At 54.2% G+C, this 15,903-nt stretch carries 16 protein-coding genes and 1 pseudogene; 6 read left to right on the top strand and 11 right to left on the bottom strand.

The genetic code is table 11. The annotated features are described in order from the left end of the window. Nucleotides 1-209 precede the first annotated feature (209 nt). The 11 genes and pseudogenes from H8S57_RS18365 to H8S57_RS03080 form a co-directional block, all read right to left on the bottom strand. The gene (locus tag H8S57_RS18365) at nt 210-875 is read right to left on the bottom strand and encodes a tetratricopeptide repeat protein (protein WP_243204672.1); all 666 of its coding nucleotides are present in this window, start codon (nt 873-875) and stop codon (nt 210-212) included. Nucleotides 876-998: 123 nt separating this feature from the next. Continuing rightward, nucleotides 999-1,738: pseudogene (mobP3, locus tag H8S57_RS18370) on the bottom strand (MobP3 family relaxase); the annotation flags it as partial. Nucleotides 1,739-1,777: 39 nt separating this feature from the next. After that, on the bottom strand, nt 1,778-2,134 hold the full coding sequence (locus H8S57_RS03040; RefSeq protein ID WP_186906610.1) for a hypothetical protein: 357 nt from the start codon (nt 2,132-2,134) through the stop codon (nt 1,778-1,780). A gap of 134 nt (nt 2,135-2,268) precedes the next feature. Beyond that, entirely contained in the window at nt 2,269-2,658 is a 390-nt protein-coding gene (locus H8S57_RS03045) for a sigma-70 family RNA polymerase sigma factor (protein WP_186906611.1), read from the bottom strand. A gap of 282 nt (nt 2,659-2,940) precedes the next feature. Then, nucleotides 2,941-3,609 (bottom strand): MgtC/SapB family protein, encoded by a 669-nt coding sequence (locus H8S57_RS03050; RefSeq protein ID WP_243204669.1) that lies wholly within the window; start codon nt 3,607-3,609, stop codon nt 2,941-2,943. Between the two features lie 104 nt (nt 3,610-3,713). Continuing rightward, complete coding sequence (locus tag H8S57_RS03055; RefSeq protein ID WP_186906612.1) at nt 3,714-5,240, bottom strand: bifunctional metallophosphatase/5'-nucleotidase; 1,527 nt, start codon at nt 5,238-5,240, stop codon at nt 3,714-3,716. Between the two features lie 4 nt (nt 5,241-5,244). Beyond that, nucleotides 5,245-6,054 (bottom strand): phosphonate ABC transporter, permease protein PhnE, encoded by an 810-nt coding sequence (gene phnE / locus H8S57_RS03060; RefSeq protein ID WP_186906613.1) that lies wholly within the window; start codon nt 6,052-6,054, stop codon nt 5,245-5,247. A gap of 14 nt (nt 6,055-6,068) precedes the next feature. Beyond that, nucleotides 6,069-6,890 (bottom strand): phosphonate ABC transporter, permease protein PhnE, encoded by an 822-nt coding sequence (gene phnE / locus H8S57_RS03065; protein WP_186906614.1) that lies wholly within the window; start codon nt 6,888-6,890, stop codon nt 6,069-6,071. Next, nucleotides 6,887-7,645, bottom strand: coding sequence for a phosphonate ABC transporter ATP-binding protein (gene phnC, locus H8S57_RS03070; protein WP_186906615.1), 759 nt, complete (start codon nt 7,643-7,645; stop codon nt 6,887-6,889). Before phnC ends, phnE (H8S57_RS03065) begins: the two co-directional genes overlap by 4 nt. A gap of 102 nt (nt 7,646-7,747) precedes the next feature. Beyond that, the gene (locus tag H8S57_RS03075; RefSeq protein WP_186906616.1) at nt 7,748-8,815 is read right to left on the bottom strand and encodes a PhnD/SsuA/transferrin family substrate-binding protein; all 1,068 of its coding nucleotides are present in this window, start codon (nt 8,813-8,815) and stop codon (nt 7,748-7,750) included. A 114-nt stretch (nt 8,816-8,929) separates the two neighbouring features. Beyond that, nucleotides 8,930-9,700, bottom strand: coding sequence for a MurR/RpiR family transcriptional regulator (locus H8S57_RS03080; RefSeq protein WP_186906617.1), 771 nt, complete (start codon nt 9,698-9,700; stop codon nt 8,930-8,932). 534 nt (nt 9,701-10,234) lie between these two features. On the opposite strand from H8S57_RS03080, the gene H8S57_RS03085 reads away from it, so the two are divergent. The 6 genes from H8S57_RS03085 to H8S57_RS03110 all read left to right on the top strand — a co-directional run bounded on the left by H8S57_RS03085 (nt 10,235) and on the right by H8S57_RS03110 (nt 15,859). Next, on the top strand, nt 10,235-10,984 hold the full coding sequence (locus H8S57_RS03085; RefSeq protein ID WP_186906618.1) for a GntR family transcriptional regulator: 750 nt from the start codon (nt 10,235-10,237) through the stop codon (nt 10,982-10,984). Beyond that, on the top strand, nt 10,974-11,699 hold the full coding sequence (locus H8S57_RS03090) for a GntR family transcriptional regulator (protein WP_186906619.1): 726 nt from the start codon (nt 10,974-10,976) through the stop codon (nt 11,697-11,699). Before H8S57_RS03085 ends, H8S57_RS03090 begins: the two co-directional genes overlap by 11 nt. A gap of 182 nt (nt 11,700-11,881) precedes the next feature. Further along, entirely contained in the window at nt 11,882-12,985 is a 1,104-nt protein-coding gene (locus H8S57_RS03095; protein WP_186906620.1) for an ABC transporter ATP-binding protein, read from the top strand. After that, nucleotides 12,979-13,863 carry an ABC transporter permease gene (locus H8S57_RS03100; protein ID WP_186906621.1) on the top strand — a complete coding sequence of 295 codons (885 nt, stop codon included), beginning with the start codon at nt 12,979-12,981 and terminating at the stop codon, nt 13,861-13,863. Before H8S57_RS03095 ends, H8S57_RS03100 begins: the two co-directional genes overlap by 7 nt. Before the next feature lies 1 nt (nt 13,864). Next, nucleotides 13,865-14,731 carry an ABC transporter permease gene (locus H8S57_RS03105; RefSeq protein ID WP_186906622.1) on the top strand — a complete coding sequence of 289 codons (867 nt, stop codon included), beginning with the start codon at nt 13,865-13,867 and terminating at the stop codon, nt 14,729-14,731. A 54-nt stretch (nt 14,732-14,785) separates the two neighbouring features. Further along, nucleotides 14,786-15,859, top strand: a complete 1,074-nt coding sequence (locus H8S57_RS03110; RefSeq protein WP_186906623.1) for a polyamine ABC transporter substrate-binding protein — start codon at nt 14,786-14,788, stop codon at nt 15,857-15,859. Nucleotides 15,860-15,903: the final 44 nt, after the last annotated feature.

The following is a 15,903-nucleotide window of genomic DNA, read 5'->3' on the forward strand; positions in this document are numbered from 1 at the left end:
AGCTTGACTGCTTCCTCTTTGAATTCCTTATCATATTTGCGCATCGTAAACACCTTCCTGTATTTCTTATTCTATCACTTTTGGGTGTTTACTCTCTGCACTTCTATGATATCCCTCCACACATACCACAACTCCCACCGGAAAGCTACTGATTTTGCGGAAGAAATCCAACGCGTATTCTTTGTTTATGTGGTGCAGTTCCTGACTGTTTACCATCCGCCCATGGTCATGCCGCCCCAGCCCTGGTCTTCATAGTCATCCGGTTTGTGGCCCAGAGCAATTTTCTTTTCCCTGAGCTGCGCCAGCCGCTTGCGGTCGATCTGCATTCCGGTGGAACCGGACTTGGGCAGGGAGTGGTCCTGAAAGATATTTCCCATGTGGTGGAGCAGTCTGGTCACGGACAGAATGACAGAGGGCGGTTTGAAGTCATCCAGGCGCTCCAGGAAGAATTGTGCGTAGGCGTCGCCCTGGTCTGCTGCCCGCTTCAACCAGTGGATGGCCGCGTCCATGTCGTGGGGAACGCTCCGCCCCATGAGGTACAGCTTGCCCAGCATGTACTGCCCAAACTGATTTCCCATCTCTGCCGCCTGGGTGAAGTAGGCCACGGCCTGTTCCTCGTCCTGCTCCACGAACTTGCCGCGCAGGTATTCCTTGCCCAGACGGTAGGCGGCGTAGTCACTGCCGTTCTGAGTGGCAGCTTTCAGCCAGCGGATGCCTTCTTCGACGTCGTGTACCTCCGAATCGTCAGAGAGATATAATTTGCCCAGGGCGTACTGCGCCACAGGAAGGTCCTGCATCGCCGCCTGGGCAAACCAGTACCGGGCGTTCACAGAGTCGGGGACCAATAGGCCACCGTCCCGATACAGCTTGCCCATGAAATATTGTGCGTAGGCGTCGCCGTCTTCCGCCAGCTCATTCAGACTGTTTGCGGTGTAGTCCCTGTCGTCCAGCGGGGTGTCCTCACTGTTGATGGCATCCCAGCAATCCCAGCAGTCGTAGGAGAGCCGCCGGTCATCGAACCATTCGTCCTCTCGTTCCAATTCTTTGTCCTCAAAGGAGACTGTGCCCATGCGGATATGCTCCGCCTCCCGGATGACGGCGTTCTTGATGGCCCGGAATTCTTTCTGCTCAGAGAGCTTTGGGCGTTTGCGCTCCTTCTCAGAATAGTGATCGTCCACCTGACATTGGAGCTGCCACCACTGGTCGTAGCACTCGCTGACGACCGGCAGACGCCCCATCTGATCCACGATCTCGTCCACGATTTTCTTCGCCTGCTTCGGAAGATAGCCGTAAGACTTTTTTCCGTGGACCGATTCCAGCTGAGAGGACAGCTCCTGCATGAGCCGCTCCGTGTCCGGCTGGTCGCAGATGCTGCTTCGCATTTGCCGGGTCAACTCCCGCAGTGACTTTCTGGTTTGGCGAACCAACTCATCACGGGAAACAGATTTCTGCTCATAGATGTGCAGCATCTCCTGACGGAAGATCTGATTGGTCAGCTCGGATTTGATCTGCCGGAGTCCCTGGAGAGATAGGCCTGCCCCGGCTTTGCCGACCACGCCATCGTATGTACATGGGGATGGTCCCCCTCATTGTGAAACGCAGCGTACCAGCGGAAGTCCTCCAGCGGAATATTCATGGCGGCAGCGATATCATTTCTGTTTGTCCGCAGGAGAGCACGCCACGCCTGGACATTGTCATACCCCAGGCGGGCGGCGTCCTCACGCTTCAGAGAGAGGATGTGCGTCCATACATTTGATAACCAACTTTTTAGGTTTCATCAATCATCCTCCACAAAATCAGAATTCACCTCCGGGCGGAACATCTGTAAAAATTCATCCACCGAGTTGACGATCCCAGCCTGCTTCAGATATTGATAGCGGACCAGATCGCAGAGCGTCCGGCAGTTGATCTCTGCGCACTCCAACAATTTATCCATTGCGATCATCTGGTGGTAGGTAGTTAGTTTGGTAGGCTTGTCAGGTGCCTTCGCAAAAGCTCTCACCAGTTCCTCCGCTGGCATATCATCATCAAGGTCCTGCTTCATCTCCTGAATGATGTAGTCCATGGTTTCCCTCTCAGCTGTGATCCTCAAAAGCTGTATCAGCACTTGATTGTGTATCTTGAATTGGGTCATGAACATCCGCTCCTTTTGTAGTCAGATGAGACGCACTCGGCTGCGGCCTCCAGCCGGTGAACTTTGTCCCTCACTTATAAGGACACTCAAAGGCGGTTTGTAAACCAGAAAAATAAAAAAATTGAGGGGCCCTGTCATGAGACAGAGTTCCTCAACTTTTCGTGAAGCTTTTTCAGCCGCTTGGATACGGCCATCTTGGAGATCCCATAGACCTTGCCGATCTCCTCCATGGTCAGTTCCCCGCCATAGCGAAGAGAGATCAGGTCTTGGCCCTGGTCATCCAAATTTCCGACGGCCTTTCGCAGATTTTCAAGTCGGAGGTTCCGGAGGACAGTATCCTCCACGGGACGCCTGACACTATCCGAGCAGAACAGCACCGTTTCAAACTCACTTTTACTCAGATGCCTTTGGTCCTGCTTTTCCTGCGCCTGTTCCCGTTTCCGATCCTGCTCCAGGAAGTCTGCGACCTCCTTTGGCACTGATACTTGCTCACCATTGTATTCGATAACGACAATGTCGTTCATTTGTGTCCTTTCCGCTTTCGACGGAAAGATACACACCCACGCTGCCGGCACAGCGCCAAAAACTGTAGACCTTCATGGAAGTTTCCTTCGTACAGGGTGGTGTTGGTGCCCTACGAGGCTCATGAACGTCTGAGGTCACACAGGGGTGTGGACCTCACCGGAAAGCTGCGAGATTGGCTTTCGCCTAATTTAATGATAGAACGAACCAGCATACATGTCAAGGCACATACAGTTTTTTACAGTAAAGGCGCGTCCGGCTGGGCAAATAAAAGCCGTTTTGTTTTATGCATCCTCGACAAAAAGGATTCCGTTTGTAACTCGCAGAGCAGACAACAGCGCATTGCGATCCGAATCCCGCCCCGAACGCTGGACATCAATGATAGCTCCATTGATTGGCGCATTGTTGCCACCGGTATATTCGAGATTAGATAGATGCCACTCGTACTCTCTCAATGTTGCGAGAATGGTTGAGAATGGTGTTTCTGTAGTGTATTCAATATAAAATCGCATAACGGTAGAGTCTTTTAGGTACTTTGCATCCAGATGATTCAATGTTGCAATAACTGCAAACAAAAATGCGCACATAATTACCGCAGCTTCATAGAATCCGCTTCCAACAACAAGCCCCATACATGCGGATGCCCATAATCCAGCAGCCGTTGTAAGTCCTTTAATGTGTTGCCCCCGATGATGGCCCGTGATGATAATGCTGCCAGCTCCGAGAAAGCCAATTCCGCTGATGACCTGAGCGCCCAAACGAGACGGGTCGGTGCTGGAGTCTGAATAGACCGAAAGGAATTGACTCAACATCATAACGGACGCAGCGCCAATGCAAACAACAATATGTGTACGCAGTCCTGCAGCGTGCTTCCGCTTGCCGCGCTCATATCCAATCACAGCACCGCACGCAGTTGCGAGCAGAAAACGAAAGAAAATAGAAACTATTGACAACCCTCTTAACGTGTCCAGAAAATATAATATCTTCCCCGCCTCCTTCCGGATGCAATCAGATTGGCAAACACTATGGTAACAGACGGAGTTCTACTGAAGTGAGATCACACTTTTTCGATGAGCACACAGCAATTGGACGGATTTTCTACGGTCAGAAGTGGCTTGCTCTTGAAAAAATCCAAAATCAAATCCGACATTTCTGCGTTGATCTCTCGGACAACCGGGCAATGCAAATACATGGGGTAGCCTCCGGCACCGCTGGCCCGATAGCTGTTGACACAAATCGTAAAGCTGTCCTGTGCGGTCACTGGCCGCCCATGATACATTAGGCTGGATACTCTTTGACCGATGGGGCGTTTAACATCTATGGTGTAGTCCACGCCAGCATAGTAATCAAAGTTGTAGTGTTCGACTTTTGGCTTGAGGAACTGGTCTGATACGCACAACTGTCCATCGTCGTCCAGCGCAAAATACTCAGCACTTCGTTCAATGGCTTTCCGCAGAACTTCGCCACTGATTTCCAATACCGTCAGCGTATTTGTATAGGGGTAGGCCGTTAACACATCCCTGCGGTGAACGATCTGTGGAAGTCCGGCTACTTCATTTGCCAAGCTGGTTGCTGAGATTTGGGCTCCGGAACTCGCTAACTGAACCTCATTGAAGAAATTGGCAATATCGTTGCCTTCCGCCGCCATGACGAGAGGAGGGGCCGGAAGCAGCGGGCGATCTAAATGGCCTACCACAACATCCAGCCATGTCTGGGCGCCTTTTTCCATATCTGTGAAGCGATCCAGCAGCGCCGGCTCACATTCCCCGCTGGCGGGAATCGTCTGGCTGGTGATTGCTTTATGCCCATTGGCTACCACGGCTCGTACCGAGAGAAACTCACGACCGGAGTCGGATGGCTGAACAACAAAAGTTCCGAACACCATTTGCCCCGCTACGGACATGTGCTGATGCCCAGTCAATAAAATATCGAAATCAAGTTCCTGACAAATCCGATACCCGATATTCTCTGTACTCTCGCTCAGTACCCGGCCACTGGTCAAATCCCGCTCAAATCCGCCGTGATAGACACAGACAGTTAAGTCTACCTGCCCATGCATCTCGTTCAGGGCCGCCTTTGCGGCGGAAAACGGCTCGGAAATTTTCAGACCTACCAGATGCTCCGGGCGTTCCCATACATTCACATGGTCGGTCACGATGCCGACAATACCGATGCGTAAGCCATTTTCAAGGACATGGATATGCCATGGGAAACGTACCGCACCATCACTGTTTAATGCATTCTGGCAGACGCAGCGGGCATCAAGTGCATTGAGGTATGTAGCCAAATAATCCATGCCAAAATTAAAGTCATGGTTGCCCAGGGTCACATAGTCGTAGCCGCAACTGTTCATGATACTCGAGAATTTTTCGGCATCACCGATGGAGTCATGACAAAATGCGCCCAATGGAGAGCCTTGGAGGAGATCACCGCCATCAATCACCAGTGTGTTTCCGTCCTTACAAAAGCGGTTGGCGCATTTGAAAAGGCCGATATCTCGTTCACCGGGTGTCCGATAGTCTGTGGGGTAGATGTAGGAATGGAGATCAGAGGTGAAATAAATTTGCAGATGTTTTTCTCCCATAGCGTTACCCCCGCGTCAATTTCGTGCGGATCTTTGCGGAGATCCACTCAATAATCAGAACCAACAAGATCAATCCCAACAGGATAGATCCGACCTCATTCCACCGGTAGGCGCTCATGGCAAAAATTAGGGGGGCGCCAATACCGCCTGCACCGACCAATCCCAACACGGTGGCGTCTCGGAGATTCATGTCAAACCGATAGATCAGCGTGGACATGAAATCCGGGAACAGCTGGGGTAGGATTCCGTAGCGGATCTTCTGAAATGTTGTGCACCCTGCGGCGTCAAGAGACTCCAAAATGCGTTTATCCAAGTCCTCAATGCTCTCGATGAAGTTTTTCGAGACCATGCCTATCGAGCAAAGGGACATGGTGAGCAGGCCCGCAAAGGGGCCGGGGCCAGTGACCCGAATAAACATCAGTCCATAGATAAACGCAGGGATCGTACGGATGGCAGCAATCGCAAAGCGTCCGATCAGTGCAATGGGACGGGGCATCAGGTTAGGTGCCGACAGGAAAGACAGCGGTACAGAGATGACCGCGCCAACAATCGTGCCCAGGAAGGCTATGCACAGAGTCTCCAGCAGCAGATATGCCACGCCGGACGTGGTGAAGTTGAACAGCAACTTCGTGTCCGGATGAAAAATGCCAGAGAGGATGTTTCCGGCAACCTCCAGCCCGTTTCCCGTCGCGTTGCTGATGACCACCGTAGAACTCGACCATGCCAAAACACAGGCGATGGCAAAGGCAAGGAGTAATTTGTAGATCCATGTTTTCGGGGCGTTTTCATACGCTGCTTTAATGGTGTTTTCCATGTTGCCGCCCCCTTTCAAGTCAAGCGCTTACGGACCGCATGGCTGAACCACTCAATGATCACCACGGTCACAAACAGGACGATTAAAATCATTCCCACGCTGCTATATTCACGCCAGCCAATCTTCCCATTCATAATGAGGCCCAGGCCACCGGCGCCAACATAGCCCAAAATAGAGGCATAGCGGACATTGCCCTCCAGACAGAACAAGGACACAGAAAGGTATGTCGGAAGCACCTGTGGAAATACCGCAGTAATAAACGCACGCACGCGCGTTGCTCCCAGAGCCTCCATTGCCTCAAAGGGGCCCATATCCACAGTCTCAATTATTTCAAAAAGCTGCTTGCCAATGTATGCAAATGTAAATACCGCAATCGCGCAGGTACCTGCCATGGTGCCCAGGCCAAAAATGTAAGTAGCGATTAACGCGCAGACCAGTGTCGGCAGCGTGCGAACCAAGCTCAAAAACAGGCGCACAACAAAAAGAACGACCGGATTGGTGACGATATTACTGGCGGCAAGAACTGCAAACGGTATAGCCAGCACCGCACCAACGAAAGAGCCTAAAATCGACATTTTGATAGTGTCCCACAACGGCTGCCAAATTTTGGGGAGATAATCGGTTTTGGGTGGGAACATATCTCTCAGAATATCGAAGAACTTACTTCCGTTGCTCGCCAAAACAGTGAAGTTAAAGCCTGTGACATTTACCGATATGACCGTGCAAATCAGCAGGATCAGCAGGATCAGCGGCAGTCGAGTAAATTTCTCCTCAACCACTTTTCCATTGGGCAGCGTGTATTGCCGAGGCTTGAAAATGCGGTCGTATAGTTTCATGCCGTCGCCTCCTGCTTGGCAGCCTCCCCATAGATAGAGTCCAGTACCGCCTGGTCAACTTCTTTGGAAGGGCCATCATAGACAATTTTACCCGCACGGATACCGATGATGCGGTCGGCATATTCGATGGCGAGCTCAACATGGTGGATGTTCAGCAAAATGGAGATGCCCATTTCTTTGTTGATACGGACAAAATCCTCCATGACCTGCTTTGCGGTGACAGGGTCCAGTGCGGCCACCGGCTCGTCGGCAAGGATGATCTTCGGTTTCTGAGCCAGCGTCCGGGCCAGAGCGACACGCTGCTGCTGGCCGCCGGATAGTTGGTCGGCTCGAATGTATGCCTTATCCAAAATCCCGACCTTATCAAGAGACTCCAGAGCTGTGATCTTATCCTCCTTGCGGAAAGCGCCCAACAATACCCTCCAGAATGGCATTTCCGGGACTCGGGCGGACAGGACGTTTCGGATCACGGTGGTTCTGGACACCAGATTGAAGGACTGGAACACCATGCCGATCTCACGCCGGAAATGCCGCAGAGCCTTGCCCCGCAGGCCGCTGACGTTGGTATCATTGACGGTCAGCGTTCCTTTGCTGATGTCGTGCATCCGGTTCACGGCGCGCAGCAACGTGGACTTACCTGCGCCAGAACGTCCAATGATGGCGACAAACTCACCGTCCTGGATCGTCAGATTTACATCGTCCAGACCAACTGTGCCATTGGGATAAATTTTCGATACATGGTCAAATACGATCATGAGGTACACCTCGTTTCTTGATAGAACGCGGAGGAGAGGACGCCCCTCCGGCGTATGCCTGGGGAAATCCTCTCCTCCGAATTAGGGGCGATTTTGGGATGATTAGTTTGCAGTCAGTTCCTGAATCAACTGCTGAGCGGCCCGCTCGTTATCATAGTCGGAGGACTGGGCCTTCTGATAGCCGTTGTGGCTGTAAATAGCGATGACTTCCTTGCCCTCGGGGGTATTGCCGATATTGATGAATGCCTCCTGGAGAGCAGCAACCATGTCAGCATCCATATTGGGTGCGGACTTACTGACGGAAACGGTATCATTGTAGATGGGAGCGGTGACGCCGATCACGCCGGTCTCCTCCCAGATGGAGCCTTCACGGTTAAACTCGGTGTTCCAACGCTCGGCATAGTCACGGCGGGCGTCGGCATAGGTCACCAGAACGTCAACCTGACCAGAGGCCAGACGAGCAAAGGCGCTGGCATAGGAATCGGACTGGACCGCGCTGGCGAGGTCGGTAATGCCCTTTTCATAGCGATCCTGGAGCCACAGAGAAGGATAGATGTAACCGGCGGGAGAGGAAGAACCCATAACGCTCCAGTTGGCGCCGTTCAGGTCATCCCAAGTCAGCTCTTCGCCGGCATTGACCTTGGCAGTCAGCGCCTGGCCCTTTTCAGAGGGACCAGCGATCATCAGAGCACGATAGGAAACAGCCTGCTTCGTAGAAGCCTCGGTAGGCTGGCCATCGTTCCAATCCTTCGCGTCATCGAAGTCCTTGCTGAGACCGTCGCGGGTGGCGGTCAGGATAACATCACAGCCATCATCATAGAGAACATAAGTGCCGCCGGGAATCAGGCCCACATCGGCAGTGCCTGCACCCAGAGCCTCACCAACAGCTTCGTAGGTGGTGCCCACGTTGATGACGACTTCGCCAATGTCATAGCCCTGATTCAGCATTTCATCCTTCAGGAGCTGCTTCAGAGGCTCAGTAACCGTGATGATCTCGCCGGGCTCACGAGACGGGACAAAGTACACGCTCAGCTTATCAACCTTCTTGGGGCCGGTTTCCTCCTGAGAATCCGCAGGAGGGGGATTGTCCGTCTGGGGTTTGTCGCCGCAGCCTGCCAGCAGGCCAATGCACATCACCAAGGACAGCGCAAGAGCAAAAAACTTTTTCATAATAAACCTCCCGTTTCATTTTGTTTTTTGTTTAGCCACCGTCCTAAAGCAGACGGTATGCTATCTGCAATTACAGTATAGCATACCGCCACGAGTAAAAATTTTCCGTTTGAGTTATTTTATTTCGACTGTATCCGATTCTCCAATCGTCCGGAAATAATAACCCATCAATTCCTCAAACGCCAGAATAACCCGGCCAAAAAATGGGTTAGGAATTCCGCCGACCAGCATTTGCTTTGCTCCGTCAACGATGAGCACTAAGTCCGACAACTGGGCTAATGTGGAGTTTTCTCTTTTGGTGAAGCAGATAATCTTGAATCCCTTTGATTTGGCTGTTCGCACATCGTTCAGTACGGGCACTGCTTCACCGCTCTGGGAAATAGCGATCATAAGGGATGGCTCAATATTGGTCACGAGCGCCTTGCTTTCTTTATGGAAAATCATAAAGTCGTAAAAATGCACCCGATTAAATACCATGAAGCCACAGACGGCCAACCGCTGAACGATATAGTCTGCTACTAAATCAGCAAAGCCGCTGCCATCCGCGAAAATCTTTTGATTTTGAAACTCAGACAGCAAAGCACAAAATTTCTTGCCTATATTTTCATCGTAGTTGTCCACTAACTCGCGGATAGCGGCATCTCTCGGAGCCTGACTGTACACATTGACCCGTTGAGAAAGATGGTAGTAGAGCTCACTATAGCCATCGAAACCCAAGCGTTTGCACATCTTAATAATAAATGTGGATGAGACAAAGTTTTCGTTTGCAATCTGTTGGATGCCAATACGACCGTCTCCGCGTTCTATATGCCCGATGATATCTGTAATGATGCGAGTTTCCTCGTCTGATAGAAGATTGGTAAAGAGATAGTAGTTACCGTTCAACGGGCTTCCCTCCTGCCATATAGCGTGGATTTCGATTATAGTATGACATTTTTTCAAAAAATTGCAACCGTTCATATTTGAAGACTGCTATACAGAGGCAATATCGGGCTTTTTTTGTTTAAGGCGGGTCAGATTTTGATTTCCTGCATTGGAATAAATCAGGGGAATATCTCGTTCTTCTGCGTTAAACTGTAGGCATATAAGACTGCCTGTTTGTCCTTGCGAGGACGTTGCTCTACTTTTGCATACGTATTGTACCGGATCATGTCGGGCTGCTTTGCTGGTGATAAGCAGGTTTGCAGGCATTCAAAAGGTTCTAGGGCCGTATCTCCCGATGCCGTTTTCGGTCCTAAGCGCGGAGACGCACACTTTGTCTTGTGTGAGCCTCCGCTTTGTTTTTTGACCGGCCATCAGGTTTTGCACAATGATTGAACGGCGCTTGCCAGGGGCCATACGAAGGGTTGAGGCAAACTGCCGCTTGCGGGGCAGGGGCGGCTATGCTATGATAAAGTCATACCAATTTGGAGGAGATCGATGGTGGACAAGGTCAGACGATACACCCCTCGCCCACGGCAGGCGGCCCAGGAGGCCATCGAGGCATATATCATAAGAAATCAGATGAAGGGCAACGACAAGTTTCCGCCCGAGCGGACCATGTGCCAGATGTGGGGACTGAACCGCAGCACGTTGCGCAGCACCCTGGCCCGGATGGTGAGCGACGGGCGCGTGCATGCGGTCCAGGGCAGCGGGACCTGCTTTACCCCGCGGGTAGACCGGGTGCTGCAGGATCTGAAAAGCTTTACCCAATACGCGGCCGATCTGGGCATGAAGCCGGAAACCCGGCTGCTGGGTCTTTCCATGGTGGAGTGTGATAAACAGCTGGCACGGCGCTTTCAGCGTGTGCTGGGAGAAAGGCTGTACCGTGTCATCCGCCTTCGGATGCTGGACGGGACCCCGCTCATGATCGAGACCGCCTATATCCCCGCCGCGCTGACCCCGGGGCTGGAGGAGCGGGATTTGGTAGGCGGGTCCCTCTTTGCCGTCATGGAGGAGAACTATCACCTGATCATGCACCACGGCTATGAGAGAATCAGCATTACCACCACTACGCCCGAGGAGGCCGATTACCTGGGGACGGCGGCTGGGGTGCCTGCCTTCTGGATCGTCAGCGAAGTCTATGGCGACGACGGGTCCCTCATTGAATATTGCCGCACCATCGGGCGCTGTGACCGGATGCAGATGAGCAGCACCCTCTACTGGATCGGGGGCGGGGATGAAGGATAAACTGACCGACCGTTCCCCTCTGCACACCCAGCTACGGGAAGTGATTCGCGCTAAGATCGACGAGGGAGAGTATCCGCCGGGAACGTGCATCCCTTCGGAGAGCCAGCTGTCGGAGGCCTACGGCCTCAACCGCCTGTCGGTGCGGAGCGCCCTGGCGGCGCTGGAATATGAGGGGCTTCTCCACAGTGTGCAGGGCAAGGGCGTTTTTGTCACCGCCCCCAAGCTGGAACGGGACATGGAGACCCTGGGCGGCTTTCGGCAGACCATGCGGGAGCGGAGCCAGCGCCCCGGCACACGGGTGCTCATCAAGGCGCTTCGGCAGGCGGGACCCCTCTACGCTCAGATCCTGGGCTGTGCCCCGGAAGAGGACATCTGGTATGTCCGGCGCATCTGCCAGGCAAATGGGAAGCCCATCGCGCTGGAGGAGATCTTCATTCCCACCGACGTGGTACCCGGCTTTGAAGAGGTGGACATCAATCTCTTCTCCATCTTCGAGGTCTATCGGTGGAATGGGATCTACCCGGTTCGGGGGGAACAGCGTCTTGCCATCACCCATCTGGATCCGGCTGAGGCCAGGCTGATCGGCCTCAGGGAGGAGAACGCCGTCCTGGAGTTTTCCGGCGCCACCTACGACCGGGAGGGGCGGGCCATCGAGTTCTCCCGCAGCTATACCCACAGCGACCGTTGCGAGTTCTTGGTCCATTTTCAAAGGTAAATATTATACCAATTTATGCTTTGGTATTATTTCATGACCGCTATTTTTGGAATAGTGGTCATTTTTTATGTTTGAGCCTTGTATAATATACTAAAAACTGTTTAGAATGTACATTTTACATTGAAATTGGTACAAAAAAGATATATACTTATCTCATCCTGGAGAGCAAAGGAGTGGGAGGAATGGCAGCTTCCATCGTATCTCTGCGGAATGTGGAGAAATGGTACGGCAATAACCATGTCGTCAAAGACATGAACCTGGAGATCGAAGAGGGAGAATTTTTGACGCTGCTGGGGCCGTCCGGCTGCGGAAAGACCACGACCCTGCGCATGATTGCGGGCTTCGAAGACGCCACTGAGGGCAGCATTGAGGTCCAGGGCGTCCGCGTGGAGGAGAAGGAGCCCTTCCAGCGGGACGTGAACACGGTCTTTCAGAACTATTCCCTCTTCCCGCACATGACGGTGTATGACAATGTGGCCTATGGTCCCACCATCCGCAAGGTACCCAAGGACGAGATCCGCCGCCGGGTGACCGAGATGCTGGAGCTGGTACAGATGGCCGACTACGAAAAGCGCAAGCCGGAGGCCCTGTCCGGCGGCCAGAAGCAGCGCATCGCCATCGCCCGGGCGCTCATCAACAACCCCAGGGTCCTGCTGCTGGATGAACCGCTGGGAGCCCTGGACCTGAAGCTGCGTAAGCAGATGCAGATCGAGCTTAAGCGCCTTCAGAAGAAGCTGGGCATCACCTTCGTCTATGTTACCCATGACCAGGAAGAGGCCATGACCATGTCCGACCGCATCGCGGTCATGCGGGACGGGGTCATCCTGCAAATGGGCGTGCCCATGGAGATCTATGAGCGCCCGGCCACCCGGTTTGTGGCCGACTTTATCGGTGAATCCAACGTGCTGGAGGGCAGAGTGACCGGCGTGGAAGAGGGCGTGCTTTTGGTGGAGACCCCTGCGGGGGGCGTCCGGTGCCGGGGCCGGGGCTTCGGGGTGGGGGACGCGCTGTGCGTGGCCATCCGGCCCGAGTACCTCCGCGTTTCCAGAGAACCGGTGGCCGGGTTTTCCCTGCCTGCAACGGTGAAGGACTTCATCTATATGGGCGCCCTGATCAAGACCAGCCTGGACCTGAAGAACGGCCAGGAGGTCAAGCTCTCCCGCCTGGAGGCCGACCCCGCGCTGCGGGAGGGGGACGCGGTGCATATCTGGTGGGAGGCCGAGAAAGCGGTCGCCATCCATGACGACTCCAGGGTGGGCGCGGTCCGGGAGGCGGCGGTATGCTGAAGCGCGAAGGAACGCGCCGCGGGAAAAAGCGGCACAGCCGCCTGCCCCTGCTGGCACAGGCGGGCCCCGTCTCCCTGTGGATGATCCTGTTCGTCACCATCCCCATGCTCTTTATCATTTACATCAGCTTTATGACCCGGGGCACCTTCGGCGGAGTGGAGTATGTATTCAGCACCGACAGCTATCAGACGCTGCTGGATGTGGTTTATTTCAAGGTCATTGCCAAGAGCTTTCAGGTGGCCGTGGTGACCACGGTGCTGTGCCTGCTGGTGGGCTATCCCTTTGCGTACTATATCGCCCGCAAGCCGCCTGAGGTGGCCTCCCGCCTTATTATGCTCATCATGATCCCCTTCTGGACCAATTCGCTGATGCGGCTGAACGCCTGGATGCTGCTGTTTCAGGCCAACGGTCCGGTGAATCATGCGCTGATGGCCCTGGGGCTGACGGCTGAGCCCATAAAGTTCATTTACACCGATTGGCTGGTCATGCTGGGCCTGATTACCAATATGCTGCCCTTTGCGGTCCTCCCCATGTACTCCTCCATCGAAAAGCTGCAGAAGTCGATGCTGGAGGCCTCGGCGGACCTGGGGGCAAAGCCGTCGGTCACCTTCCTGCGGGTGACCCTCCCCCTGACCTTCCCCGGTATTTTCTCCGCCATCATTCTCACCTTTATCCCTGCCCTGGGCATTTACACCGTGACCGACATGCTGGGCGGCGGCAAGGTGCTCTACATCGGCAACATCATCAAAAACCAGTTCGGCGCCATCCGGAACTGGCCCCTGGGCGCGGCGCTGAGCGTGCTGCTGCTGGCGATCACCGCGCTGCTCATCTTCATTTATATGCGCTTTGCCAAACTCGAGGATATGGAGGTGGTGTGACGTGACGAAGAACAAACGGCTGCGCCGCCGGAAAGCGGCGCGGATCTTGAGCAACCTCTACGCCGTGCTGGTCTATTCCGTCTTCTATATCCCGGTGGCGGTAATGATCGTATTCTCCTTTAACGACGCCAAACGAAACTACTACTGGCAGGGGTTCACCACCGAGTGGTACGGTAAGCTGTTCTCTTTTGCAAATACCGACTTGTGGGACGCGCTGCTTTATTCGCTGATCATCGCCGTGCTGGCCACCCTGATCAGCGTGACCATCGGCGTTTTGGGCGGGATCGGGCTGAAAAAGTTCGAGTTTCGGACCAAGCGCTTTATCAACATGATGATCTATGTGCCCATTATCGTGCCCGAGATCGTGCTGGCGGTGGCGATGCTGATCATTTTTATGACGGTGGGCATCCGTCTGGGCATGGGCACCATCCTCATCGGCCACTGCACCTTCTGCATCCCCTACGCCGTGGTCACCATCAAGGGGCGCATCACCGGCGACAGCGAGACGCTGCAGGAGGCGTCCATGGATCTGGGGGCCAACCGGTTCCAGACGTTCTGGAGGGTCACGGTGCCCAGCATTATGCCCGGTATCCTTTCCTCCGCCTTCCTGGCGTTTACCCTGTCCATCGACGACGTGGTCATGTCCAATATGCTGGCCGGGCCGTCTCAGTCCACTCTTCCGGTGCTCATCCTGTCGCTGAACCGTACCGGAATCACTCCCGACGTCAATGCGCTGACCACCGTGATGGTGGCCCTGATGGTGGCGGGGATGCTGGCGCTGAACGGCGTGCAGCGGTACCTGAAAAAACGGGAAAACCGGCTTGCCGCAGAGGCGGAATCCAAACGCTCATCCGCGCACGCCGCTTGACCGGTCCGGCCGGCGGCGGAAGATATGTGATTATTTGTAGGAGGGAACAACAAAATGAAAAAAGCACTGACTCTGATCCTGGCGCTCACGCTTGCGCTATCCCTGTGTGCCTGCGGCGGAGGAGACCCCAAGCCCACCGGCAGCGGAAACGAACCGTCCGCCGCCAGCAGTGAGCTGAACATCTTCATGTGGGGCGACTACATCTCCGAGACCCTGATCTCCGACTTTGAGAAGGCCAACAACTGCACCGTCAACCTAAGCTATATGTCCGACAACGCCGACTCCATCACCAAACTGACCGCCGGCGCCGGCGACAGCTATGACCTGATCATGACCTGCGACGCCTACATGGAGTCCCTCATCAAGGGCGGCTATCTGGAACAGCTGGACCACGAGCAGATTCCCAACGCCGACGCCAATATCAACGAGGCCTATTGGTTTGGCGACAACCGGGACTACTGCGTGCCCTATCTCATGAATTATATCTATATCGTGTACGATACCGAGCGCTGCCCCATCGACATCACCTGCTACAACGACCTGATCCGGCCGGAGATGGCCGGCCAGATCGGCAGCATTGACGGTGCGCGCAACCTGTTCCCCATGGCTCTGATCGCACTGGGCTACGATCCCAACTCCACCAATGAGAGCGAGATCAAAGAGGCCTATGAGTGGCTGACCAAGTTCAACGAAAACGTGGTCGCCTATGGCGCCACCCAGGAAAACATCGTAAACGGCACCATCTCCTGTATGCTGACCTATGACGGAAATGCCTCCTGGGCCATGAACGAGCTGGGCGAGAACAACACCCTGACCATCGCCCCCTTTACCAGCGACCCGGTACAGCTTGGCTTTGACCTGTTTGTAGTACCCAAGGGCGCCAAGCATACCGACCTGGCCCATAAGTTCCTCAATTACATCTGCGAGCCCGAGGTCATGGCCGCCAACCTGGTGGACTTCCCCTATTCCTGCCCCAACGACGCCGCCGTGGCCGCCGCCAGCGACGCGTACCGCAACGACCCCGCCTTTGATTTCGACTATAAGACCAACATCTTCTTCCAAAAGGACGTGGGCGACGCGCTGGCCATCTATGACCAGTACTATCAGATGCTGAAGGTCGGCGAATGATCAATCCGCGCGAAGGCTGATATAACAAAAGCCCTCGGCAAAGA

It is taken from the genome of Lawsonibacter hominis (assembly GCF_014287895.1).
GTDB lineage: Bacteria > Bacillota > Clostridia > Oscillospirales > Oscillospiraceae > Lawsonibacter_A > Lawsonibacter_A hominis.